This window comes from Phycisphaerales bacterium, from assembly GCA_029268515.1.
In the GTDB taxonomy this organism is placed as follows: domain Bacteria; phylum Planctomycetota; class Phycisphaerae; order Phycisphaerales; family SM1A02; genus JAQWNP01.
Map to the genome: position 1 here is coordinate 285,688 of JAQWNP010000016.1, position 24,809 is coordinate 310,496.

A 24,809-nucleotide genomic window follows, 5' to 3' on the forward strand; every position below is an offset into this window, starting at 1 on the left:
AACGCTTTTTCCTATCAATCATCAATCTCCTGCAAGCGGATCTGGCTTGTAGAGCCTTGTATTGAGAGCCCAGATCTTGTCGGTCAGTGGTCCACGATGCACGCTTTCTTCATCATCATTGCCATCCCTTGCAGCTGTGATTCCCATCTGCGTCTTGGCATCAAGATCGTCTAAGTTTGCAACGAAGATCGCCTCTGGCGTACTCGGAACCTTGGCCGCACCAAATTCAAGCACACCGTGGTGACTGAGAACGATATGGATCAATGCCATTTCTGAATGCTCAGACAAAGAACCTTGCCCAGAAGCGGGCATTTCATTTAGCTTTTCTTTCAGGATCATTGCCCCACCAACAACATGGCCAATGAGATTGCCGCCAATCGTGTATTCAAATCCACGTTCCCAGGTCAGCTCATAGACTTTACCAAGGTCATGCAGAAACAAACCCATCAGCACGAGATCGCGATTCAGTGCAGGATAATGTTGCAGCATTCCATCTGCTAACTTCATCAGCTGTAGTGTGTGCTCCAGTAATCCACCGATCCAAGCATGGTGCAACAACATTGCCGCCGGGGCCTGGCGGAATCTACGCATCAGATCTTCATCGGTCAAAAAGAGTTCGGCCAACGCACGCATTCCATGATGATCTAATGAACGAAGAAGCCCCTCGACCTCTCTAAACATGACATCAATATCTTTCTTGGTCGCAGGAAGTAAATAAAGCATCTCATCTTGAGAAACTTCATGCTTTCGTACTTGCTCCAAAATAATCTGTAGTTGCCCGTTGTAATCCTGTGTCTGACCCGAAATCCAGACAAAGCCAGTCTCTCCCAATTCGCTCAGATGATCACGATTGAATGACCATTGTCGCGCAGGCGCATCCCCAGTGGCGTCTCGTAGTAAACATTTTAAATAGTCTTTACCGTTGCGCGTGGTACCAATTTGCGGATTGAGAATGCTATACGCACCTTCGACGTAATCATGGGGTTTCAGTTTTCTAATATCACGGTGCGTGTCTATCGACATGTCTTGCCATTCTCATAAGACCCTGAATCAGTTCATCCAACACATCACTCAAAAAAGTGAGACCACTATTCTACCACTGGGCCTGCTCTCTTTCTTAACATCCCTGAGAATCACGAATAGCAGCAATAGCTGTCGGTATTTCAGTCAATAGATCTGTCGCGAGCATGCCTGTTTTGCCATTGCGATGAGCCCATTGATCACCTGCAGACCCGTGCACAAATACGCCTGAAATTGCAGAAGTAATAAGTTTCCGGCCTATCGAACCGGCCCCTTCCGACCACTGACCAATAAAGGAAGCGATCACACCCGTCAGTATGTCACCCGAGCCACCAGTGGCCAAAGCAACATTTCCAACATCACTGATCCAGATCTGCTGCCCATCACTCACGACAGTAGATGGCCCCTTAAGCACCACAACGGCGCCCAATCTTTGCGCCAGAAGCTGAGCGGCTGCCGAACGCTCTTTTTCACTCACTGGGTCAGCCTCTATCTGAAACGCGTCTGCCAGGAGCCGATACTCACCCGGATGCGGCGTGACAACTAAGGGCGCTCGAATGTCTGGTCCAACATCCACAATGGCTGCAAGCGCGCGTAGGCCGTCGGCATCAAGAACAATAGGGCAACGATCTTGTGTTAATAAATGTAGCACCAGCTGTTGTACGCTCTCACCAGTTCCAAGTCCGCAACCAATCGCAACGACTGATGCACTGTCAATGATGCGATCTACAATTTCAGCGGCAGCACTCGCCAGAAGCTGCCCTTGAGCATTGACAGGAAGCCCAGCCAGCGTTGCGGTCGGCGCGATGCATCCAGCAGCGACTGCCAACGGTTCTGGAACAGCAAGGACACAACGACCGGCACCCGCGCGCATTGCCGCCTGTCCACACATGGCCGCTGCGCCGAGCATTACTGTTGGCTTTTCTGCACAATCACCAACAACGCAAACAGTGCCAAAGGTACCCTTGTGACCCGATTCTGGTCTCGGTGGAAGTTCAGGACTCAGACCAATTTGAAATTCAGAGGGCTCGGCCAAAGGTGGATCACTAGGACCGATCACCTTTTCGGGTCCTGATCATAATGAACCGAAACAACCTCAATCTCAAGGTTGCCCATCAACCCAAGCATTGCAATAAGATCTTCCGCCATCGAACCATCAATAAGACTCGAAGTGCCAACCAAAATATGACTTGCACTAAAACGACCCGGAAGTGTTGCATCAAGATCAACCCAGGCGCCATCGATCATTGCCTGCGTCCACATATGCCACCCGAAAATATCATCTCGATCAGCGAACTGCTCAGCATAGATTAACCCCGCCGCAGATCGAGCGGGAATACCATGACTGCGCAACAGGGCCGCAAGCAACACAGCATGTTCAGAGCAGTCACCCTCCCGTGAGCGAGCGACTTCTGATGCTGTGGCGAATGCTGTATTGAGTGACTTCGTAGAAATATACTCGTGTACGAAGCGTCGCATTGCTTCAGCTTGCTCCAGATCACTATCCCCAGCCGAGATCAAGGCCGTAGCCACCAACTTTTTGATAGCCGGGTCTTCACCATCTACCACCACTGAAGATTGAAGGAACTCTTCGCTGCTTTGTTCTTCTTTTGTAGCTGGCTGCCGAGCAAAAACATCAACGACGACATCTACCCAGCCAATATTCTCGCCATGCTTGACATATTGCGCCCCTGCAGATGGCAGTGTGCTCAGAACATCGCTTGAAGATTTGAGTCGATATCGAGCAATGCTTGTTGCCAGCGAATTTGGAATAGATCGATTCGGCTTGACAAAGGTCTGGACCATAATCTCTGGCAACTGCTCAGCATCCGTTTGAGCCATTTCCTGGGTGGCCCGCTGAGTCACCATGTCGCCAATAGGAAGACTCGTAACACTCCTGATCAATTCACCTGCCTGGTCATACACTTCATGAGACGTCATGGGGACACCAGCAACTTTGGAATCAAAGGCAACAACTGGAATCTCACGGCCGTCGATGGTCACCGTATCGGGGCCAACCAAACGACGCTTCATCTCAACGTCAATAATTCGAAAACCCATTTCAACATCAACGGTCCGATACTGAATAGTCTTTGCTTTCGACTTCAGCCGTGTGTCCACAAACCGTTCCATTGCTGCGGGCATAAACCAAGAACCGGTTGGCAGTGGCTGACTCGCTTGATGGGTCCGATCACCTTGCATCGTCACTACATTGACCCCATCTGACGTGAAGGTAATTTTGCGTTTAACCTCCGAGGCTCCCATCAATTGCACAACCGTGATCTCAATCGGCTGGCCATCTTTGCCCTCAATAAAAGTCGCCGATGAACCAACACTCATATTTTGACCAGCGCGATTCAATTCAATTTGCATCTCTTGAACTGTTTGGTAGCGACGCCCATCACTTGATCGCACTTGGTGCAACCAGCCTGCATGCGACCCGCCAATAGTGATGGCAAACCATCGCTCCTCTTCTTGTTCCCATACAACCGGGGACAAAGGAGTGGCATCTTCAACCTGAGCAGTGGCCGGCGTGCCTACCAAGATCATCATGCAGCCAAAGATGAGCCCAATAGGAACCACCTGAAACAACCATTTACTCCGCAAGCTCATACAGAATCCTCAGTCGTACCAGATCGATTCAGTAATGGAAACAGAATGACATCGCGAATATTAACTTCGCCACACATCAGCATAATCAACCGATCAATGCCGATGCCAAGTCCACCAGCTGGCGGCATTCCGACATGCAGGGCGTTAATAAAGTCCTCATCAAGTGTTCTAAAAGCCGCCGCTTCATCACCGCCACCTGTGAGCTGCGCTGTAAATCTCTCTCGCTGCACCTCAGGATCATTCAGTTCGGTATAGGCATTGGCGAGTTCCATTCCACCAATAAAGAGCTCTGATCGATCACTAATGTCTGGATCTTCCCGGCGCGGCCTTGTGAGTGGCGAAATTTGACTTGGGAATCCCGTGACAAAAAGTGGCTTCGTTGGTTCAATCGAGTCTTCCACAACTGCATCGAACAAATCTTCAACCAACACCCAATGGTCTTTTTTATCCGCATCCACAATGTTGCATGATTTTGCCTTTGCGAGGACTGCTGCTTCATCCCGCATCGAGCAGCCGGCATGCTTCTCGAAAAGATCGCCATATTCCTGCCTTGCAAAGGGAAGGCTGTAGTCAATTTCATGGTCACCAAAGGAGCGAACAGGCCCCTGTCCATCATTGAGCTCAACGGCCAGGCTATTAAAAAGCCGCTCCGTTAAATCGAGCATCGAATCACAGTCACCAAAGGCCTGGTAGATCTCAAGCATGGTGAACTCGGGATTGTGCCTGCGATCAATTCCCTCATTACGGAAGTTCCGGTTGATCTCATAAACACGCGGCAACCCACCAACAAGAAGACGCTTGAGATACAGTTCGGGAGCAATACGAAGAAACAATTTCATATCTAACGCGTTGTGATGTGTCTCAAATGGACGAGCCGCGGCGCCACCTGCAACTGGCTGCATCATGGGCGTCTCAACTTCCATAAAATCTTCGGCATCGAAAAATGCTCGTACGTGGCGAACAATCTGCGACCTCTGCTTAAAGGTCGCTACTGTCGAAGGATTCATATACATATCAACATAACGCTGGCGATAGCGAGCTTCTGTGTCGGTGAGCCCATGATACTTTTCAGGTGGTGGAGACAATGACTTACATGCAAGGTCAAAGCGATCTGCCCAGACACAAATCTCACCACGATTGGTTTGCCCCATGGGGCCACCAGCAATCACGATGTCACCATAATCCAACTTGGCCGCAAGTTTAAAAGTCTCTGGAGCAACTGCTGCCTTAGAAACACTTATTTGTAGATCACCGGTGTGATCCCGCAAAACAATGAAGACCAGCTTGCCCATTGCTCTGTGCTGTACACAACGACCCGCGACCAACATGTGAGGTCGATTGTCCGTGGCGCCTTCACTTTCTGAAAATGCCTCATGTGCAGAAAGATCAAAGGTGGCACGGGCCTCTGCTAAGGAAGCAAGGCCATCACAGCGATCACCATACCCATCAATACCGAAGACTTCCCGCCACCGAGCAAGCTTCTGCCGCCGGGCTCTTACTAGATCAGAATCGCCTGGTGCCTTTACGGCACCCGCCTTGCTCTCACTCGAATTGGCCTTTGTGTTGCTCATACAAGTAGAATGGTATCTCGCTCAGGCAAACCCTGCATTTAGAGAAGCCCACTTATGTTAGTTTCCTTAGAAGATCGCACTGTCCTTGTGACAGGTGCCAGCACCGGCATTGGCAGAGCCACGGCGCAAGCCCTGGCGGACCGGGGCGCCAATGTGGTGGCTTGTGCTCGCAACCAAGACGCCCTGACCGCCGTTATTGACGATCTTCCCCACACCCCTGGCAAGCATTTGGCCATTGGATGTGATGTCAGCGACCGAAACCAAGTGGGTGAAATGGTCGACCAGACGGTGCGTACCTATGAGACTGTCTACGGACTGGTTAATGCTGCTGGGGTCATGCCGCTAGGCCCATTTGTGGAATGTCGCATGGATGACTGGGATCACGTGGTCGATGTGAATATCAAAGGCGTACTACACACAATTGGTCATTTACTTCCCCATTTTCTGAGCCAACAGACTGGACACATTGTCAACATTAGTTCCATCGCCGGACATAAAGTCATGCCGACAGCAGCGGTTTACTGCGCAACGAAGTTTGCTGTCCACGCAATCTCAGAGGGGCTTCGCAGCGAACTTTCAAAACATGCCCAGTCCGAACCACATACGATACGTGTCACCGAGATTGCGCCTGGTTTAGTAGAAACTGAGCTACGGCATTCAATCACCCACGAGAAGACGAAGCAACAGGTTTCAAACTGGCTTGCTGGAATGAAAAATCCACTTCAGTCTGAAGATGTTGCAAGAAGTATTTGCCAAGCGTTGGAGGCACCTCAACATGTTGGAATCAACCAAGTTCTTCTTCGCCCAATTGAAGAAGTTCACTGAAAAAAGATGATGGCTTCATTTTGATGAGGTAGTATCTCACCTCGCTACGCAGTCCGTTACCACTTTGAGGAACCTAGTTTCTGTACTGGTTTTTAGCTTATGACTAAGAAAATTCGTCGCATTGGCCTGCTCACTGGAGGCGGAGACTGCCCTGGCCTTAACGCCGTCATCCGTGCCGTTACAAAGACAGCACGCTCCCGATTTGACATTGATGTTGTGGGCGTACTTGACGGCTATCGAGGGCTCATTGAAGGAAGTGTAAAAGAGCTCACCTGGTCCACGGTGTCAGGAATACTGAATCGAGGCGGCACAATTCTGGGATCTAATAATCGCGTCAATCCTCAGCGATATCACATTGGCCATGATGAAGATGGCGCCCCACAATTTGAAGATGCCACTCAGAAGTGCCTCAAGACCATTGAAGAACACAAGATTGATGCCATGATCATTATTGGTGGCGATGGAACAATGAGTGTCGCAGAGTCACTTCTACAGGCTGGCGTTAATTGTATCGGTGTACCTAAGACGATTGACAATGACATCATCGGAACTGACCTCACATTTGGTTTCACGACCGCAATGACCACTGCAACATTGTCACTTGATCGCTTACATACAACTGCTGCATCTCATCATCGAGTCATGGTCTGCGAACTCATGGGGCGAAACGCGGGATGGCTAGCGCTAAGTGCAGGCATTGCCTCGGGATCTGATGTCATTCTTATTCCTGAGATTCCTTTTGATATCAATAAACTCTGTGAATATGTCGATGGCCGACAACATCGTGGGCGTGGGTTCTCAATCATTGCCTGTGCCGAAGGGGCCTGTGAGGTAGACGGCGACAAACACGTACGCCTGCACGACCCACTGAGTCCAGATCCGATCCGCCTTGGTGGCATTGGCGCTCATGTGGCTGACGAGGTCGAAAAACGGACTGGCATAGAGACCCGCACCACCGTACTGGGGCATGTCCAGCGTGGCGGCCCCCCAGTTGCCGCCGACCGTGTCCTTGCGACCCAATTCGGCTGGGCCTCAATAGAACTGCTCATGGCTGGTGGCCATGGACGAATTATCGTGGTTCAAGATGGCAAGCTCAGCGATATTGATATCCGCTCAGTAGCGAATAAACAGCGGTTGGTGCCGCTCGATGATCCCCTGGTCCAGGCCGCTCGTTCCGTCAAGACGTCCTTTGGCGACTAGGCACTAATCGAGCATGAGCCCCTTCTCAGACGAGGTGGATTTGTCGGCAGCAGAAGTCGCGCGTATTCTTCAACTGTGCAAAGAGCTATTTTTCTAGATCGAGACAACACACTGATCAAGTGTGATGGCGACCTGGGTGACCCAGCGTCTGTCGAATTGCTTGAGGGCGTGCCAGATGGCCTGCGCCAACTTCGTGAAGCAGGGTATCACTTGATTGTCGTTACGAACCAGGGCGGCGTGGCCAGAGGCCGATATGAAGAAACTGACGTTGATGCCACGCATCAACGCATTGCCACACTTGTTGATGAAGCTGCTGGGCAGCCACGTCTTATCGATCGGTTTTATTACTGCCCATACCATCCTCAAGCAACGATCGATGCATATCGACGAGACCATCCTTGGCGGAAACCACAACCAGGCATGTTGATGCAGGCTGCTGATGATCTAGACATTGACTTAAAAAAGTCTTGGATGATTGGTGATCAAGAACGCGACATTGATGCCGGACATGCAGCTGGATGTCGCACCGTGCTTATTACACCAGTGATGTCTCAAGACCAGGAACATGAAAACCGGGCCATTGAAGTCGTCACTTTTTCCGATGCAGTCAAAGCAATCCTGGATCAACCCACTAAGACGAAACCAAACGCCCCAATCTTGCATCAACCTGTCGCCAAGCTGGAAGAAACTCCTGAAAAACATTCAGGTAAAACTCCGTCAAAAAAACCCACTCCTACCAACAGAAGATCAGAGCAACCAGATAAAAATGCTCTTAGTGAGATTCAGGGCGCGATGACTGATCTCGCCGAGGAGTTTCGTGCAGCAAGAATTCAGCGATCAGAACTGTCGACTGCCCGAATTATTGCTGGAGTCTGCCAGGGACTCGCGATTCTCTTAGCCATACTGGCACTGGTGCAGCTGAATGAGATTGGTTCATTCGCCCGCACCATCACATTCGCAGGATTGCTTCAACTCATGACGATCGCATTCCTTCTGTTTGACTGGCGTCGTTAACAATGCCAGCAATGAGCAATACTTCGGCTATCGATGCCAATACGCGATCTCTGTGCGTCCTACTCCCCTCATGGGTCGGCGATACCGTCATGGCGACAGGACTTCTCAGAGCATGCGCCATACAACATCCACAAACAAAAATACAAGTGGTTGTTCGCCCTGGACTGGGTTCGCTACTTGAAGGACTGCCCTATATCAGTGCCATATTTGAAGCACGCATGAAAGGTAGTGTTGGCCCACTACGATGCGCTCGCAAAATAAAAGAAAGCAAGTCAGATGCGGTTCTCGTATTACCGAATAGCTTTCGATCGGCTCTCATCGCACGCTTATCTGGAATACGCAAGCGTATTGGATACGCGCGAGATCGTCGTGGCTTTCTACTCACTGATGCAATGACCGTTCCAGAGCACAAAGGGCCAATTTCACTTTTGGATTACTACCAACACTTGGCCACCTTCGCATTTGGAAAACGCCCAGATGATATGACCCCAGGCCTCACTGTCACCGCTGAGCAACTTCAAGATAGCAAAGCCTTACTCTGTGAATCTGACCGACCACTCATCATTTTAAACCCCGGCGGCAATCGAATGGCCAAGAGATGGCCAGCAGAGAAGTTTATTGAGTTGGCACTTCTACTCAAGAGTGAACACGGCGTTGAGTTTGCGATCACCGGCTCTCCCGCAGAAGCTGAACTTGTGAGTCAGATCGCACAAGCGATTCCAGACAGTACCGATCTCACCGCCAAGGGCCTTTCCCTGGCGACACTTAAGGGTGTCATCAGTCGGGCCAGCCTTATGATTACCAACGATACCGGCCCGCGACATATCGCAGCAGCCCTTGGGACTCCTGTGGTCACACTTTTTGGCCCAACTGATCATCGATGGACCACACTTCCTGGCGTGAAAGAGCGGCTTCTGATCGCAGAGCCATTCCTTCCAGAGGAACTCGTAGCGGACCATCATGCAGACTTGTGTCATGTTGACCGAATTACGACTCACGACGTATTCGTAAACGCGCAAGCACTGCTCTGCGAAACGCAGGCGACTCGCTCCTGAGCGCGGCGCGAATCAAAGGCATCCATCCTGATTTCGGAACCCGAATAGATGTGCCCACGAGTTCACATCCAATTCGCTCTATCATTCGATCCCTCTCAACCTCTTTGTTGCGACTGTGGCGGATACCCACAGGATCAATAATAAACACATCTGGCTGTTGACCTTGTCCGATCACGATGTTGGATAGTTTAATATCACGATTAAAAAATCCCGCATCTGATATGCGTTGCACCGCATTTCCTAAAGATCGACCAAGATGCCTTGCTTTCGAATCATCAATCGCATCTTCTTGCAGGAGGTCTAGGCATGGTGTGCCTTGGATATAGTTCATTTTCAGCGTCATACGCAAACTAAATCCATGTCGTACACAGGACATGCGTGGTAAATTTGAGGTGAGCACGCCAGCTTTAATGAGACGCCGTGTACCACGACACTGCCGCTGTGGCTGCGTAATACCCAATAAGAGCTTGATGACAAACCATGGCGTCATGGGCCATTGCTTAAGAACTTGCTTTGTTCCATCAGGCAGCGATATCAACCAGACGCTCGTTCGCCCCTGCTCTTTTAGACATTGAATGGCATGTGGCGGGTCAAATGACATTAATAAGGGTCAACCAAGATCTGTAAATGCTGCCAAACACTATACAAGGATCGGCACGGAACCTAACATGCCGCCCAAAACATACACGCTCTTCATAGTGAAATGTATTGCTGTAAACGAGGGTGACCTTGATCTGCACCGTTTGAGCTTGCTTTGAGAATCTTTTTTCAGAATTGCTTATTACCACAGAATCTCCATGCCATTCAAGCTGCTCAAGCAATGGCGAGGGAGCGTACGCCCTTTCTTTATCAAGTGCACACTGGCACTGCCATGGTTTTTTGCGCGACCTTGCCACTGGCGCCGGCGCCCAGCAATATTGCCTGGGTGTGTTTATTAGGCGCCTTTGTGATTCGGTTGCCGTGGCTGTTCAAACCCTGTTTACCATTACTGCTCCAACCGCTGGCATGGTTTCTCTTTCTCTTCGTACTTTGGACGGGCCTCTCCATGGATTGGTCCACAGATCCTGATGCTGGATTCCGTCTTTGGAGAACATCCCGACTGGTGGTGACACCAATACTTCTGTGGCCCGTCCTCGATCGACTCCCTTGGCTTATTGTCTGTTTTCTAATCGGCGTGCTTACACAAAATGTCTTGCAGATTATTGACATCACGGGGCTCGCATCGATCAGCCCTGAAGACGAAGCGCATCGAGCTGGAGGCTTACTGCATCCAACCTTGACCGGCGCCTTTTGTGTGACCGCCATTTGCTGGTATGCCGCTGCCTTTCTCAATGCAACACGGGTCTGGATGATTGCTGCCGCTATTGGTGGCCTTCTTGCAGCCTTCGGACTGGTGATTTCTGGAAGTCGTGGCGGCTGGGTCGCGGCTTTCTTTGCGCTCGTACTCATGTGGATCATTTCAGCCTATCGTTTTCCACAGGTACGACGCCGCTGCGTCATGAGCATCATTCTGTTCGTGCTCTTGTTTGCAGTGAGCTGGCCATTCACAGGGTCAATGATTCGCACCGGAGTAGAGCGAGCCAGCGAAGAGTTCCAGATGATGCAAGAAGATCAGAAATACAACACATCTGCTGGCCTTCGCGTGCTTATGTGGGACTGGGCTAGCCGGGCATTTATGGCTCACCCAGTCACCGGAATTGGCATTGGAAGCTTCAAAGACTACGTCACTGAACAGCCAGAGTATCTTGAGGCTGTTGAATCAGATCCGAACACAGCACGTTACATGCTTCGTGATCATGCACATAGTGACTACCTACAAGTACTCGCGACGACCGGGATCATTGGCTTGATTCTATTCGTGGCAATCCTTTTACTTATTCTCTACCAATCCTGGCATGATCTTAATAATCACATCTTCGCCATAGGCTCATTTTTTGCGACCGTTGGCTGGTGCATCTCTGCTCAATTTGATTCTTTGATTTATATCGGTGGGATGATGGGACTTCTGATGCTCTTGGCATCTGCCACAACCCCGACACGCAGCTTGCTCCGCCTTAAGATCCCCGCATCCGATGCGACCGATATCAGCAGGGCCGTGCAAGTAACTACAAAGAAGTGCTAAGATAAGCTGATGTGGACTTGGTTCCTTTGCATGATTGTCACCTACTTGATCGGCTCGATCCCATTTGGATTACTTCTGGGTTGGACGCGTGGCGTTGATATTCGGCAACAAGGATCACGAAACATCGGAGCCTCAAATGTTTGGCGAATCTTGGGCCGACGTTTAGGACTGCTGTGTTTTACTTTGGATGTATGCAAGGGCGCGGGACCAGTGATTGCCTCTGGTGCAATCATGGGTGTGATTGGCGAGCCATTTACGAATATCACTGCCATACAAATATGGCTTTGGCTTGGCATCGCATTGATTGCAGTGCTTGGGCACATGTTCTCGATTTATCTTGGTTTTCGAGGCGGCAAGGGTGTCGCAACTGGTTTTGGTGCGATGGTTGCAATGTGGCCACTCATGACCTGGCCAGCACTCGGAGCCCTTATCATTTGGGCGATTGTATTCAAAATATCTGGCTACATTTCTGTCGCAAGCATGCTCGCCGCAATTGCACTACCTGCCCTCGTTGTTGCATGGATCTATATCGAATCTACTAACGTCGATGGCAGTAATACAGCGCGATTTAATGTGGGATGGCCGCTTCTTGCTGGCACCGGCATCATTGCAATCCTCGTCATTTGGAGGCATCGACAAAACATTTTTCGCATGGCTACAAAGCAAGAACCGAAATATGGACGGCTAAAAAACGCGGAGTGAGTTTGTTATCTGCCGGAGTCAGGAATTTCAACAACCACTGGCAAGTAGATAATCATCTGATCGCTTGCATGCTGCAGCTGATTAATCCACTGCCGAATCCACGCCATCTGATCCAACCGGTCTTGAGGCGCCTCATCTGAAATAGCCACAAGCCGCGTTGTCACTGGTTCAACCAGTGCAAGTTCTTGCAGAAGGCTGTCCACATCACATAGCCGGATTGCAATGGTGTACGTGGCGCCACTATCAGAATAACTCAACTGGATATCGTAATCCGGAGCTAAATTCGATGGACCACTGATCACACCAGATTGATTTGTTTTAGAGCCTTGCCCTGCAAAGTCTTGATCGCTCACCCAGTTTCGATGACCACCATCGAACCAACGGACAGGGCCATCTGCCATATCCATCGCCGCGAGCGTGCCTGGCATTGGCCCAACACGACTCGGATCATCTACAGCGAGTAAATCCTGCTCTAGCTGGGCTGCCTCTATGCGAGAAAAATTGCGGACGACTGTCACCATGCCATCCTCAGCGGCCAGGCGGCGCCTTGCCCTGAGAAGTAGTTCCATTGCCTGTTTGTCTGTCGATGCAGACAAAACCAATGCAAATGGAATTGGCTCAGCGTTGAGTCGCCAAGTTTCTTTCACACTCCGTTCCGATACGCTCGAGTCAACAGCAAGGATCTCTGGCATTCGCACTGCTTCACTTTTGGCGAGCAATGGTGCCACTGCTTCAGGCGGCAATAGCCCGTCATTGTTGCCGGATGCCAACAATGGCGCCTCAGAACCCTCTGGCTCTGAAAGGCCAGGCGAGATGGCGATCATAAAGATGACTGCGCCAGTGACAATAATGATGGCCGCTGCCAAAGCTGTAATCAAACGCAAGAAGCGAGCTCGTTGCGCCTGCTTATTTATTTTCCTTCGATAAGCGCCCGGTGCTGATACTTGAGAAGCAACGAGCATTGGCCTTGCAAGTGCAGTCTGTACGTCGATCTCCATACCAACAGGCATCGGCGAAGACTTACATGATTGCAAGAGGCGACGATCTGCCTGAAGCGACTCAAGTAGCTGCATCAGCGCCGGATGATCTGCTAACTTGGCAAGCAATGCCTGTTGCTGGCTTCCGTCAAGTTCACCCTCCACAAAGGCATGCAGATCAGCCTCTTGAAAGGCTTTCAGACTCTGCTCAATGGCTGGATCCCGCGGCCACCCATCAGGCATGTCGTTTCTCACTTGATTTGGATCTTCACTTTCCGTCATACGAAGTTAAATAGCCTTTTATGATCTGGATGACCTGACTCAAAGGTATGAGTGCATTTCCTTTACGACGCCTCTTGTCCGCTACCTGAGGCCTTATTTTTGTGTGACTGCTCGCCCCACTTTGTCTCATAGGCATGGCGAAAAGCCAGCCTTGCCCGATAGACCCGCGACTTAACCGTTCCAAGTGGAACCTCCAAAACCTCAGACAACTGCTGATAGCTGAGCTCTTGAATATCACGCAAGATCAACAATCCACGTGTTTGAGGTTCTAGCTCAGCGAGGACCTCATGCACCTGAATACTGGCCTCAGCCTGTTCGACGCCGGCCCCCGGCTCAGGTTCCAACCCTGATCCAATTCGATCACGAGATTGTGGCTCAGGGGCCACCGCAAGCGGTTTATGGCGGCGTAATCGCTCCCGTCGCAAATGGCTCAAGCAACAATTCATGGTGACACGGATCACCCAAGTACTCAGCTGAGCCCGCCCGTCATAGCTATCCAGCCCCTCGATCACCCGCACCATCGTGTCTTGAGTAATATCCCTGGCCTCTTCTGGGTTGCCCAACATGCGGTAGCAAACCGCATAGATTCTGGGCTGATAGGCCTGAAGCAACTCTCCCATTGCATCAGCATGCCCATCACGGTGTGCCTCTACCAACTGCAATTCTCGCAGGGGAGTCATCCGCGGGGGCGCTTGCGACAGTGGGCCTGACTCTGAGGCAGGCGTCTGGTCGCCACTGGGAGTACTTCCTGATTCTTGTGCCATATCTACTACCGAGGAGCTTGTAATCCCAATGAGACCGCGTCAGAGGGTTTTTGAGCTCTTTGTACGCGGCTGATTTTAGCGAAACAGAGATCCACCTGTCTCCAAAGCGCCCTAGAGTACCGAGCCACACTATCATCGTAGCGGTCCCCATGTGAACATCAGCTTATGACACAAGAAACAACATACCAGTCTCCATTATCTGCCCGCTATGCCTCTCCTGAGATGCAGGCGATTTGGTCGTCCCAACGAAAGTTCTCAACTTGGCGACGACTATGGCTTGCGCTTGCCGAGTCAGAGCAGGCATTAGGCCTTGACATCACTGACCAACAAATCAATGAACTCCGAGCCCACCTCGATGACATTGACTACACCTCTGCTGCCAAGCATGAAAAACGTCTGCGCCATGATGTGATGGCTCATGTACATACGCTTGGGGAGGTGGCGCCAACAGCTCGGCCGATCATCCATCTTGGAGCAACCAGTCAGTTTCTGAATTGCAACACCGAGTTAATGCAACAGAGGGACGCCCTGCAACTGATAGCCAATCGCCTTGCCAGCGTCATCGATGCACTCGGCAGGTTTGCAAAGACACGACGCAACCAACCCACCCTGGGATTTACCCACTACCAACCAGCCCAACCAACGACTGTTGGGAAGAGAGCTTGCCTTTGGGCCCAAGAATTTGCCATCGCAATTGATGAGATTGAGACACGTCTTCAAAAACTTGGCTTTCGAGGCGTCAAAGGAGCCACCGGCACCCAGGCTTCATTTATGAGCCTGTTTGATGGTGATGCCAATAAGGTCGAACAACTAGACCGTATGGTCACCGAAAAAATGGGCTGGAATCCAGATCAACGGTATGTCGTGACTGGACAAACTTATCCACGCATCGTCGATGCCCAGATACTCTCCGCACTTGCTATTGCTGCATCTGCAGCCCACAAATGTGCGACTGATATCCGGCTCCTGGCAAATCATCGTGAGGTAGAGGAACCATTTGAATCGAACCAAATTGGTTCCTCGGCGATGGCCTACAAGCGAAATCCAATGCGTTGCGAACGGATCTGCGCTCTATCGAGGTTCGTGATGTCGCTGCCAACAAATGCTTTCCAAACGGCCTCTGTGCAATGGCTTGAGCGGACACTTGATGACTCGGCGAATCGTCGCTTGACGCTACCAGAAGGGTTCCTTGCTCTAGACGGGCTCTTGGCAACGATGCAAAATGTCGCGGGGGGGCTCATCGTGAATGATGCCATTGTCACGGCAAATCTACAGCAGGAATTACCATTCCTTGCTACTGAGAATCTAATGATGGCAGCAGCTGCACATGGAGCTGATCGCCAAGAAGCCCATGAGATTGTCCGAAAACTTTCTCAAGAAGTGGGCACAGAGATGAAGCAGACAGGCTGCGGCAACGATCTGCTCAAGAGATTGGCCAAGCACCCGATGTTTGCCAAGGTTGACCTGGAAGCAACACTTGATCCCATGGCTTTCATTGGTCGCGCCCCGCAGCAAGTTGATGAGTTTATTTCGGTTGTTGTTGAACCGATTCGAGCTAGATATGCCGGAACGAACGTCAATGACGTTGAACTCCAGGTCTGAAATGAGCTTGTCATAACTCGCCTCGCCAATGCGATGACCTCTAGGACCTTGCCCTCTGGAAACAGGCGAACCACAGAACACTCGATGATTGGATGATCGCGTGCTTATGGCATCCAAACGAGGGGAATAGACAACTCATAGGACCCCCGGAAACCTGTTTGCGGATTGCGAACACGCTTCCCTCAATGTCTTGGCACTTTCGAGTATTCCAAGCGGGAGAGCAGCCTTCACCACCCAAAAAACGATTAATTTGCACTATCCCATCAAAAAGAGAAGGGACGTAAACCCTTACAGGACAACATCTCATCAATAATTCTGGCCCAAAAATAGGCTGGAAGTGGGCTAAAGGGACTTGCAGAACCATGCCTAACGTGATGACAATGCATACGAAGGCCCATTTCTGGTCATCAGAGAGGGGGTCTTTGGTCGATCACTCAGTGAAGTGATGATGTTCAGAGCCAATAAATAACCCGTTGGAAGTGAGGCAAAGTATGGAAGCATACGATCGCTTGATCAAGCTCGTTCATGAAGCTCAAGAGGATGTCCATAAAGCTGATGGAGGCAACAAAGCTGCTGGCACCCGCGTTCGCAAGCAAATGCAGGACATTAAGCAAGCTGCTCAAGATGTTCGCGTTGCCGTTCTATCGGCACGTAGCGACGACTAAGTAGGCACCGCACTGCTTGAATCTGATTGCTAGTGATGCCCTCAGCTCAATAGCTTTGCATATGCTTCGTCTGGGAGCCTTGGCTCCCCGAAATATCGCATTGAACGAGATGATTGAGAACTAGCCAAATAAGCCTGTGTTATCAACAAGCCCTGTATCTAAATGATTGGGCCTTATGCTGGTAACACCTTGCTGTTAATATCGTTGACGGCTGCGTGCAGCCGTTCCTAGTTATCTGACGGAGAGGCCACATTGTCTGCTGCAGAAGTAATTGATATCTCAGCCATTGATCTCACTGAGATTGCGATCTCAGCTGATGAGGTCGGCGAAATGTTGCCGCAGTGCGGTGATATGCGTCATTTAGACCATATCATCTACCATACGTCAGACTATTCTCAGGGCGTTGGTATTAAGTACGTTCGCAATGATGAATTCTGGGTCCCGTTTCATATTCCGGGCCGCCCCCTTCTCCCTGGCGTTTTAATGATCGAGGCTGCAGCTCAACTGTGCTCGATTATGTTCCGCAGAAAAACAGGCAAAGACAATTTTCTCGGCTTTACGCGATGTGATCACGTCTCTTTCCGCGGCCAGGTCGAGCCTGGTGATGAACTTATCTTGACCCAGGAGGTCCTTAAATTCGGCCATCGTCGAATGGTGTGCAAGACACAAGGACTCGTCAAGGGGCGCATGGTCTTCGAAGGCCAAATTACTGGCATGACGATCTAGTCCTCCGCGTTTGAGCCAAATTATGGATGCACCCCCACTTGTCTTTGAACCCATTCTCAAATACCGGGTATGGGGCGGGCGAAAGCTTGCTCACTTAGGTAAGCAACTCCCCCCAGACGAAGTCATCGGTGAGTCTTGGGAGATTACCGATCTACCAGAAACCACTGAGGATGGGCAGTCACGCGTCGCTCATGGACCAATGGCTGGACGCACACTGCGATCACTTATTCAAGAAGACCCCCAAGCGATACTCGGAACGGGCGCATCAGAAGATGATCCCTTCCCCTTGCTCATTAAATTTCTTGATGCCGAACAAAACCTATCCGTTCAAGTGCATCCACCTCAGTCCTATGTGGAAAAACACTCGGACACCGCACTCAAGTCAGAAGCCTGGGTCATCCTGGCTGCCGAACCAGGCGCCCAACTCTATATTGGATTACGAAAAGGGCTTTCTGCTGAGCGACTGAAGGCACAAGTCGAAGCAGGTACATTTCAAGACGAACTCATCCGTGTCGACGCCCACGTCGGTGACTGCCATTATCTTCCTGCTGGAACTTGCCATGCACTCGGTGAAGGGATTGTGGTTGCTGAGATACAGACACCAAGTGATACCACTTTCCGAGTCTATGACTGGGGACGCACTGACCGAACAATGCATATTACAGAAGCAACCGAGTGCATTGACTTCGACAATCCCTTGCCGCCAAGTCAAACTGATGCGCCGATAGAACAAAGAGGTGAAGTTCGCATGCAGCGATTATGCGATTCACCATTCTTTACAATTGATCGACTTGAGGCCTTAGAAGATGAAGTCCTACCTATCGAAACCGGAGATCAACCCGTCATCTGGATGGTGCTTGATGGACGAGCTCGCATCGACAGTGCAGACCTAGACCACAACGCAGTTGAACTTAATCGCGGCATGACAGCATTGCTTCCGGCCAGCCTAACCGGCTCAGAAGTTGCAATAGAGCGAGGCTGTATTTTGCTTGAGGTTCGGCCGTTAACGCATTGACCAAAAACAAGGTCCGAAAACATTTTTCACTTGTTCGGAAGGCGCACGGGTCGATCTTTGCGCGTCATAGTCGTTATCAATAGCGCCCGTATTGCATTGCAGAGTCTGTCAACACAAGGCCGATGGAACGATCCGCGTCACGAGCAAAAGGGAAGTGGTTGTGACAGTATGATTGCACGAGTTGTTTATGGATGTAACAAATACATCTTGGGTTCAGGCCCGCGCCGCCTTTGCACTGAAGTCTTCAGGGGGGTATCGCTGCGACGCAGCGCCGACTCTGAACCCTACAACTCGTGCAAATCAATCACTCGCAAACACCACAACAAATGAGCTTATTGCTGGATCAGTACATCAGCCTCCCCACTTTGCTAGCGCAGCTGCCACAAGGCAATTGTCAACTGGACAATTACAGTTGTATACGCGGCCTGCTGATCGTAATGAAGCGGCTGTAGGCGTTGCTCTCGGTAAATGCGTTGATTTACGCGCCTAGTCAACCAGTCCGAACTCAATAAGACTTGCCCCAGATAACCCGCTGTACTGATGGCTCGCCTGTAAATGCACATGTGCCCGGCTCTGCGTCAGCTTGGCGGGGAACACATCGCACCGTTACCTGTAGATCGTTTTTGATCTGACCTTCTAGTTCGGGATCGCCGTTGTAATGCGTTGAAGCAAAGCCACCACCGGAGTCCTGGCTGAAGAACTCATAGAACGCTTCCTTCGTATCGATTGCATGTGTATGAGATTCGCGGAATGCAAGTGCCCGCTCAAACATACCTTGCTGAATCTCATCGAGTAGCTTCACAATCTCACTCACAAATTGCTGTTTTGGAACCGAAGCTTTTTCCTTCGCAGGCTTGTCACGGCGAGCCATAAAGACACTGTCATTGGCCATGTCTCTTGGACCCACCTCGAGACGTATAGGAACGCCTTTCTTGACCCACTGCCAATTCTTTTCCCCGCCACGCAGATCACGCCCATCGATCTCAACCTCAATCTTACGACCGTGATACGTCTTTTGACGGAGCTCGTCCGCTAAAGCATGGCAATAGGCTTCCACCTCTTGTGGCTGATCGGCCTTAAATATGATTGGCATGATGACCACATGAGCCGGTGCAAGACGCGGTGGCAGCATCAGACCATCATCATCTGCATGGGTCATAATTAATCCACCAATCAACCGTGTCGATACACCCCAAGAGGTTGTCCACGCGTGCGTACGTTGGCCATTTTCATCCAAAAATTGGATGTCTGAGGCTTTCGAAAAGTTCTGGCCTAAGAAGTGGCTGGTTCCTGCCTGTAAAGCCTTGAGATCTTGCATCATTGCTTCAATGCAATAGGTTCGAACAGCGCCTGGAAAACGCTCGGCCGCTGTCTTCTCACCTGTGATCACAGGCATCGCCATAAATTCATTCGCGAACTTTGCGTAGACATCCAACATACGAATCGTATGCTCGGCGGCCTCTGCTTCAGTCGCATGCGCCGTATGTCCTTCTTGCCAAAGAAACTCAGTGGTTCTTAGAAATAGGCGTGTCCGCATCTCCCAGCGCACAACATTTGCCCACTGGTTAATAAGAAGCGGAAGATCACGGTATGACTCAACCCACTTGGAAAAGCTTGCTCCAATAATTGTCTCCGAGGTTGGCCGCACAACCAGTGGCTCCTCAAGTGGACCAGCTGGAACCAGCCCGCCCTCGGCACCCTCCTCTAGTCGATGGTGAGTGACCACCGCACACTCTTTTGCGAAACCATCAACGTGTTCAGCCTCCTTTTCAAGAAAGCTCAACGGTATAAATAGTGGGAAGTAAGCATTTCGATGACCAGTGGCCTTGAACATCTCATCAAGTGACTTTTGAATGTTCTCCCAAAGAGCGTAGCCCCAGGGTTTAATGACCATGCATCCACGGACTGGTGAGACCTCCGCAAGGTCCGCACCCCGGATCACTTGTTGGTACCACTCCGGGTAGTCCTCTGCTCGTGTCGGAGAAATCGCTGTACGTTGTTTTGGCTTGTTCGTCATATACCGCCGAATTATAGAACGACCTTGACCATGCTCGCTATCCTCTGGTCAGGATCATTTACTGAGTGATGACAAATCTACCTATGACAGCCTCCAGCCCCATCACCTCAAGCCGGGTTATTGCCGCGGATATCAAGCTGTCTCACAGCATCTTCGCTTTACCCTTTGCCCTTCTGGCAGCATTTTTGGTTGTCGCCAAGACCGGTGGATCAGTTGATTGGGTCAAATTCAGTAGTCAGCTTCTGTTAATCATACTAGCTATGATCTCGGCTCGAACGGTCGCCATGCTTTCCAATCGAATTCTTGATCGCAAGATCGATGCCACCAACCCACGAACGAAGAATCGTGCCATTCCTTCGGGAAGACTGCCCCTTAGACATGCAATTACGACCCTGCTGACGGTGGCTCTCGTCTTCATGCTCATCTGCTTGGCCTTCGCTCTGTTTTTTGGCAACTGGTGGCCCCTCATCCTGGGCATTCCAGTGCTTCTATGGATTGCTGTTTATCCACTATTAAAACGTTGGACCTGGGCTTGCCACCTTTACTTAGGCTCTGCCTTAGCTCTGAGTCCGATTGCTGTGGCCATTGCGATAGAACCCAATGCCCTTTTTACAATTCCCGCCATCTGGCTGATTGCTGGAATGGTGCTGTGTTGGGTCGCGGGCTTCGATGTCATCTATGCACTTCAAGATGAATCAATTGATCGCAGCCAAGGCATCTCTAGTATCCCCGCTCGTTTTGGCAGTGCCACCGCTCTTTGGCTAAGCCGCCTACTCCATCTCCTTGCAGTCGGATTCCTGGTAGCAACGGTCCTTATTGAACCAATCTTTGGCCTACTATTCTGGATTGGCATCGCGACTGTCTCTGCCCTGTTGCTCTATGAACATCTCACAGTCGCTCGCTGGGGCACCACTCGGATGGCTTTGGCATTCTTCACACTTAATGGCATTATCAGCTGCATCCTTGGTGGACTGGGCATCATCGATACGCTCATTAACTAATCAAGTAGAACAGCGTACCTGATCAGAGCAAACCCACTTGTGGGCTTATCAACAGAGCGATCACTGATGTATACCAAGGCCCTGAAACATTCTCACGATCTACAGTTACAGCCAAAGCGAACTCACCACACTTCTAAGGTGAGATGAGTGCTTGACGAGCATCGTTCAAAGTTTATTGCGCCAGTGAGCCCATCGGATCCCAAGGAGGAAGCACGGTCGGCTCTTCTGACAACACCGCTTGTAGCTCTTTTGGGAGTCGTGACCGGTGACATGCAATCTCGAACATATGCTCATCGAACCAAGAGTCATTCATTGTGTAAAAGCCCTTGCGGCCGCTCTTATCACTGCCCCAACTGTTCTCCACTCTCCAACGGCGCGGCTTACCATCAACTACATCAACACCTGTAAAGAGCATGGCATGGGTCATGAGCGTTTCGTGATAATCCAACCGACCCGCCTTATCAAGCGTAAATTCAGAGTCATAGATCTCACCATACGTATAAAGATCACGATCCCAGAGCCCCAATTGACGTTGCATCTGCTTGCCGACATCACATCCAAACCAAACTGGCTCACCTGATTCAAGTACTTCTTGCGTAATAGACTTAATCATGTCCATCTCTACGTTGAGGTAAAGAACACGACCACCACCAACCACATTGCCAAGACATTCCACCGTATACATACGACCTCGAGGGCTGCTTTCGCGTGGGTCATTTACAATGCAAACATACTCATCTAAATCAATATCAACATATTTAGCAGCAAATTCTCGAGGTGTCATTTCGCCGTCACGATGGAATTTTTTATCTTTGTCTTCCCATTGCCAATCAAAATTCTTTGGAGGCGTGCCCAGGTGAATACAAAGCATTCTCCATATCACTTCAAGAATCTCATCCTTAGCAGCACGAACTTCTGACTCCTTCGCACCACTGGCGTGAATATCACGAAGTGCCTTTGCGCCCTCACGAAGTTTATGAATCACCATTGCATTCATTCTTCGAGAATGAGAAGAGCTCTCCGTTTCAGGCATCGCAGACTGAGGCACGAGCCCATGCTTACTCACAATGTTGACGAACATATTCCATTGGCCGCCATCATCGAGTGGTCGATCAAGTAAAAATGCAGGCACGCGATCATCAAGAGGGCGATCTGCTGTACTAATGATCTGCTCTAGAAAGTAATTTGCTCTTTCAAACTTATCCCAAAAGAACATGTAGTTCTGACTGAACTCGAATTCTTTGATGTTCATCTTTTTCATTGCACCAACTCTAAATAGATTCAGCGCGGCAAATAGCCAACATCTTCCAGATGCCTTCTGATTTGTGACCTCCCAATCATCTAAACGGGTCGAGAACGAGAAGTCTGTACTCGTTACCACAGATCGATCAAGAGCAACGTCTTCGATCGGGGTCTTTGTGACGGCATTCTGAGAAATCCGATTCCGAGGCCTACTTTCAAATGTGTCTCTCAAAGCATCAATCTGTCGTTCCGAAAGATTGCCGCTGTTTGTTTCTACTCTTTGGCCTGATCCAGCTAGTGTTGTCATGACTTACTCCTTGCAGATTGTCTATACATCGTAGCAGGCCTAAGGAACTTGCCCCAATAGACCAGCGGCGATAAATCGTGCACAACCCAGGCTTACCTAAAAAAAAGCCCCGCCGAAGCGGGGCTCGCTGAATTTCAATGAGATGGGCAGATAGAAATTCCAGCAGTAGGGTTGTTTCTTTTAGTTACTGTCTTCCTTGACTTCATAATCAGCATCGATCACGTCATCAGCATTTGCTTCTGGGCTCTCTGGGGCCGAATCACCGGATGGCTGAGCCTGGTCCGCTGAAGTCGACTCATAGACAGCCTTGCCAAGTTGGATTGCGGCTTCATTAAGCTGCTTCAACGATGCTTCAATCGCTGCCTTATCTTCGCCCTTGACCTTATCGTCAAGGTTGCTCAAGGCTGATTCAATGCTTCCGCGCACATCTGGCGAGACTTTGTCGCCGTGCTCTTCAAGCTGCTTCTTCGTTGTATGAAGCACTTGTTCAGCCGCATTCTTTAGATCTACAAGAGCTCGACGCTCACGATCCTCGTCTGCATGCGATTCTGCCTCTTGCTTCATACGATCGACTTCCTCAGTCGAGAGGCCTGATGAACCAGTAATCTCAATCTTCTGACTCTGCCCAGTGGCTTTATCAGTTGCCAATACGTTCAGAATGCCGTTGGCGTCAATGGCAAACTCAACTTCAATTTGTGGCATTCCACGAGGAGCAGGAGCAATACCGCTTAGATCAAAGCGACCCAATGTGCGGTTATCCTTTGCAAAATCACGTTCACCTTGCAGAACATGAATGGTCACAGAAGTCTGGCTATCCGCCGCTGTTGAGAAGACTTCTTTTTTCGAAGTTGGGATCGTTGTATTTTTATCAATGAGCTTGGTCATCACACCACCGAGGGTTTCAACACCAAGGCTCAATGGAGTTACGTCGAGCAACAACACGTCTTTGACGTCACCCTGCAGAACACCTGCTTGAATTGCTGCACCAATAGCAACAACCTCATCTGGGTTTATTGACTTATCAAGTTCGGCTGTTCCGAAAATCTCTTTGGCAAGCTCCTGCACTCTTGGAATACGAGTAGAACCACCAACCATGACCACGTCACCAATATCTGATGGGCTCAGGCCAGCATCCTTAAGTGAGGTTTCACAGGGCCCACGCAAACGTTCGAATAGATCATTACAAATACTGTCAAAAGTCGCTCGTGTGATCTTGACCTGAAGGTGCTTCGGCCCGTTTTGATCTGCCGTGATAAATGGAAGGTTGACATCTGTCTCCATTTGCTGTGACAGCTCACATTTCGCCTTCTCTGCGGCTTCTTTCAGACGCTGAAGTGCCATTGCATCGCTACGAATATCGATGCCTTCCATTTTCTTAAACTCATCAGCAACATAATCAATCAATCGTTGATCAAAATCATCGCCGCCCAAGTGTCCATCACCACTTGTTGATAGCACTTCAAAGACACCATCCCCAACATCGAGCAGAGAGATATCAAAAGTACCACCACCCAAGTCGAACACTGCAATTTTCTTATTGGTGTTCTTTTCAAGACCATAAGCAAGCGCAGCAGCAGTCGGCTCATTGATGATTCGCTCGACTGTCAAGCCTGCGATTTCACCGGCATCTTTCGTCGCTTTCCTTTGCGAATCGTTGAAATAAGCAGGAACGGTAATCACAGCCCGACTAATTGACTCACCAAGATAGTCTTCCGCTGTTCGTTTGAGCTCCTGAAGAATCATTGCTGAAATCTCAGGTGGCGTATATGACTTACCTCGGGCGTCGACGGTTACGAGATCGTCGCTTCCACCTTCGATCCCGTAGGGAACAAGCTTCTCCTCAGACTCGACCTCATTATGCCGGCGTCCCATGAAACGCTTGATGGAGAAGACGGTATTTTCCGGATTCGTGATCTGCTGGTGCTTTGCCGCCTGACCAACCAGCCGATCTCCCTTATCTGTAAATGCAACAACCGACGGGGTCGTGCGATTACCTGATGCGTTGATGAGCACTTTGGGTTGCTCACCTTCCATAACGGCGACCACAGAGTTGGTGGTGCCTAAATCGATTCCAATAATTTTTGACATA

At 50.2% G+C, this 24,809-nt stretch carries 22 protein-coding genes; 12 read left to right on the forward strand and 10 right to left on the reverse strand.

What is annotated here, in order from left to right; all coding sequences use genetic code 11:
* Positions 1 to 21: 21 nt before the first annotated feature.
* The 4 genes from P8J86_11490 to lysS form a co-directional block, all read right to left on the reverse strand.
* Positions 22 to 1,023 carry an HD domain-containing protein gene (locus P8J86_11490; GenBank protein MDG2055316.1) on the reverse strand — a complete coding sequence of 334 codons (1,002 nt, stop codon included), beginning with the start codon at positions 1,021 to 1,023 and terminating at the stop codon, positions 22 to 24.
* A gap of 94 nt (positions 1,024 to 1,117) precedes the next feature.
* A complete protein-coding gene (locus P8J86_11495) occupies positions 1,118 to 2,080 on the reverse strand; it encodes an NAD(P)H-hydrate dehydratase (protein ID MDG2055317.1) in 963 nt (320 codons plus the stop codon).
* The gene (locus P8J86_11500) at positions 2,077 to 3,633 is read right to left on the reverse strand and encodes a transglutaminase-like domain-containing protein (protein ID MDG2055318.1); all 1,557 of its coding nucleotides are present in this window, start codon (positions 3,631 to 3,633) and stop codon (positions 2,077 to 2,079) included. The genes P8J86_11495 and P8J86_11500 overlap by 4 nt, the downstream gene beginning before the upstream one ends.
* Positions 3,630 to 5,204: a lysine--tRNA ligase gene (gene lysS, locus P8J86_11505; protein MDG2055319.1), complete on the reverse strand. Its 1,575-nt coding sequence runs from the start codon at positions 5,202 to 5,204 to the stop codon at positions 3,630 to 3,632. The genes P8J86_11500 and lysS overlap by 4 nt, the downstream gene beginning before the upstream one ends.
* 54 nt (positions 5,205 to 5,258) lie before the next feature.
* Between lysS and P8J86_11510 the strand changes: the two genes are divergently transcribed.
* The 4 genes from P8J86_11510 (at position 5,259) to waaF (ending at position 9,298) form a co-directional block, all read left to right on the forward strand.
* Positions 5,259 to 6,029 (forward strand): SDR family oxidoreductase, encoded by a 771-nt coding sequence (locus P8J86_11510; GenBank protein MDG2055320.1) that lies wholly within the window; start codon positions 5,259 to 5,261, stop codon positions 6,027 to 6,029.
* 99 nt (positions 6,030 to 6,128) lie between these two features.
* Positions 6,129 to 7,229, forward strand: coding sequence for an ATP-dependent 6-phosphofructokinase (locus tag P8J86_11515; GenBank protein MDG2055321.1), 1,101 nt, complete (start codon positions 6,129 to 6,131; stop codon positions 7,227 to 7,229).
* A 75-nt stretch (positions 7,230 to 7,304) separates the two neighbouring features.
* Positions 7,305 to 8,243: an HAD family hydrolase gene (locus P8J86_11520; GenBank protein ID MDG2055322.1), complete on the forward strand. Its 939-nt coding sequence runs from the start codon at positions 7,305 to 7,307 to the stop codon at positions 8,241 to 8,243.
* A 2-nt stretch (positions 8,244 to 8,245) separates the two neighbouring features.
* Positions 8,246 to 9,298 (forward strand): lipopolysaccharide heptosyltransferase II, encoded by a 1,053-nt coding sequence (gene waaF, locus P8J86_11525; GenBank protein ID MDG2055323.1) that lies wholly within the window; start codon positions 8,246 to 8,248, stop codon positions 9,296 to 9,298.
* Here waaF and P8J86_11530 read toward each other — a convergent pair.
* Positions 9,231 to 9,899: a hypothetical protein gene (locus tag P8J86_11530; GenBank protein MDG2055324.1), complete on the reverse strand. Its 669-nt coding sequence runs from the start codon at positions 9,897 to 9,899 to the stop codon at positions 9,231 to 9,233. The genes waaF and P8J86_11530 overlap by 68 nt on opposite strands.
* A gap of 153 nt (positions 9,900 to 10,052) precedes the next feature.
* Here P8J86_11530 and P8J86_11535 point away from each other — a divergent pair, with 153 nt between their 5' ends.
* Together P8J86_11535 and plsY are read left to right on the forward strand one after the other, a co-directional pair.
* A complete protein-coding gene (locus P8J86_11535; protein ID MDG2055325.1) occupies positions 10,053 to 11,420 on the forward strand; it encodes an O-antigen ligase family protein in 1,368 nt (455 codons plus the stop codon).
* A gap of 9 nt (positions 11,421 to 11,429) precedes the next feature.
* Positions 11,430 to 12,122: a glycerol-3-phosphate 1-O-acyltransferase PlsY gene (gene plsY, locus P8J86_11540; protein ID MDG2055326.1), complete on the forward strand. Its 693-nt coding sequence runs from the start codon at positions 11,430 to 11,432 to the stop codon at positions 12,120 to 12,122.
* A 5-nt stretch (positions 12,123 to 12,127) separates the two neighbouring features.
* Here plsY and P8J86_11545 read toward each other — a convergent pair whose 3' ends face one another.
* Together P8J86_11545 and P8J86_11550 are read right to left on the reverse strand one after the other, a co-directional pair.
* Entirely contained in the window at positions 12,128 to 13,342 is a 1,215-nt protein-coding gene (locus P8J86_11545) for a hypothetical protein (GenBank protein MDG2055327.1), read from the reverse strand.
* A 101-nt stretch (positions 13,343 to 13,443) separates the two neighbouring features.
* The gene (locus tag P8J86_11550; protein ID MDG2055328.1) at positions 13,444 to 14,061 is read right to left on the reverse strand and encodes an RNA polymerase sigma factor; all 618 of its coding nucleotides are present in this window, start codon (positions 14,059 to 14,061) and stop codon (positions 13,444 to 13,446) included.
* A 249-nt stretch (positions 14,062 to 14,310) separates the two neighbouring features.
* On the opposite strand from P8J86_11550, the gene purB reads away from it, so the two are divergent.
* From purB to P8J86_11575, 5 genes are all read left to right on the forward strand, one after another.
* Positions 14,311 to 15,747, forward strand: coding sequence for an adenylosuccinate lyase (gene purB, locus P8J86_11555; GenBank protein ID MDG2055329.1), 1,437 nt, complete (start codon positions 14,311 to 14,313; stop codon positions 15,745 to 15,747).
* 491 nt (positions 15,748 to 16,238) lie between these two features.
* Positions 16,239 to 16,412 (forward strand): hypothetical protein, encoded by a 174-nt coding sequence (locus tag P8J86_11560; protein MDG2055330.1) that lies wholly within the window; start codon positions 16,239 to 16,241, stop codon positions 16,410 to 16,412.
* 252 nt (positions 16,413 to 16,664) lie between these two features.
* Positions 16,665 to 17,138 carry a hypothetical protein gene (locus tag P8J86_11565; GenBank protein ID MDG2055331.1) on the forward strand — a complete coding sequence of 158 codons (474 nt, stop codon included), beginning with the start codon at positions 16,665 to 16,667 and terminating at the stop codon, positions 17,136 to 17,138.
* 22 nt (positions 17,139 to 17,160) lie between these two features.
* Positions 17,161 to 18,153, forward strand: a complete 993-nt coding sequence (locus tag P8J86_11570; protein ID MDG2055332.1) for a class I mannose-6-phosphate isomerase — start codon at positions 17,161 to 17,163, stop codon at positions 18,151 to 18,153.
* 187 nt (positions 18,154 to 18,340) lie between these two features.
* Positions 18,341 to 18,643: a hypothetical protein gene (locus P8J86_11575; protein ID MDG2055333.1), complete on the forward strand. Its 303-nt coding sequence runs from the start codon at positions 18,341 to 18,343 to the stop codon at positions 18,641 to 18,643.
* A 15-nt stretch (positions 18,644 to 18,658) separates the two neighbouring features.
* On the opposite strand, the gene proS is transcribed toward P8J86_11575, so the two are convergent.
* Positions 18,659 to 20,170: a proline--tRNA ligase gene (gene proS / locus P8J86_11580; GenBank protein MDG2055334.1), complete on the reverse strand. Its 1,512-nt coding sequence runs from the start codon at positions 20,168 to 20,170 to the stop codon at positions 18,659 to 18,661.
* A 68-nt stretch (positions 20,171 to 20,238) separates the two neighbouring features.
* Between proS and P8J86_11585 the strand changes: the two genes are divergently transcribed.
* A complete protein-coding gene (locus tag P8J86_11585) occupies positions 20,239 to 21,171 on the forward strand; it encodes a 4-hydroxybenzoate octaprenyltransferase (GenBank protein ID MDG2055335.1) in 933 nt (310 codons plus the stop codon).
* 172 nt (positions 21,172 to 21,343) lie between these two features.
* On the opposite strand, the gene P8J86_11590 is transcribed toward P8J86_11585, so the two are convergent.
* Together P8J86_11590 and dnaK are read right to left on the reverse strand one after the other, a co-directional pair.
* Positions 21,344 to 22,720, reverse strand: coding sequence for a C1 family peptidase (locus tag P8J86_11590; protein ID MDG2055336.1), 1,377 nt, complete (start codon positions 22,718 to 22,720; stop codon positions 21,344 to 21,346).
* A 180-nt stretch (positions 22,721 to 22,900) separates the two neighbouring features.
* Positions 22,901 to 24,808, reverse strand: a complete 1,908-nt coding sequence (dnaK, locus tag P8J86_11595) for a molecular chaperone DnaK (protein ID MDG2055337.1) — start codon at positions 24,806 to 24,808, stop codon at positions 22,901 to 22,903.
* Position 24,809: the final 1 nt, after the last annotated feature.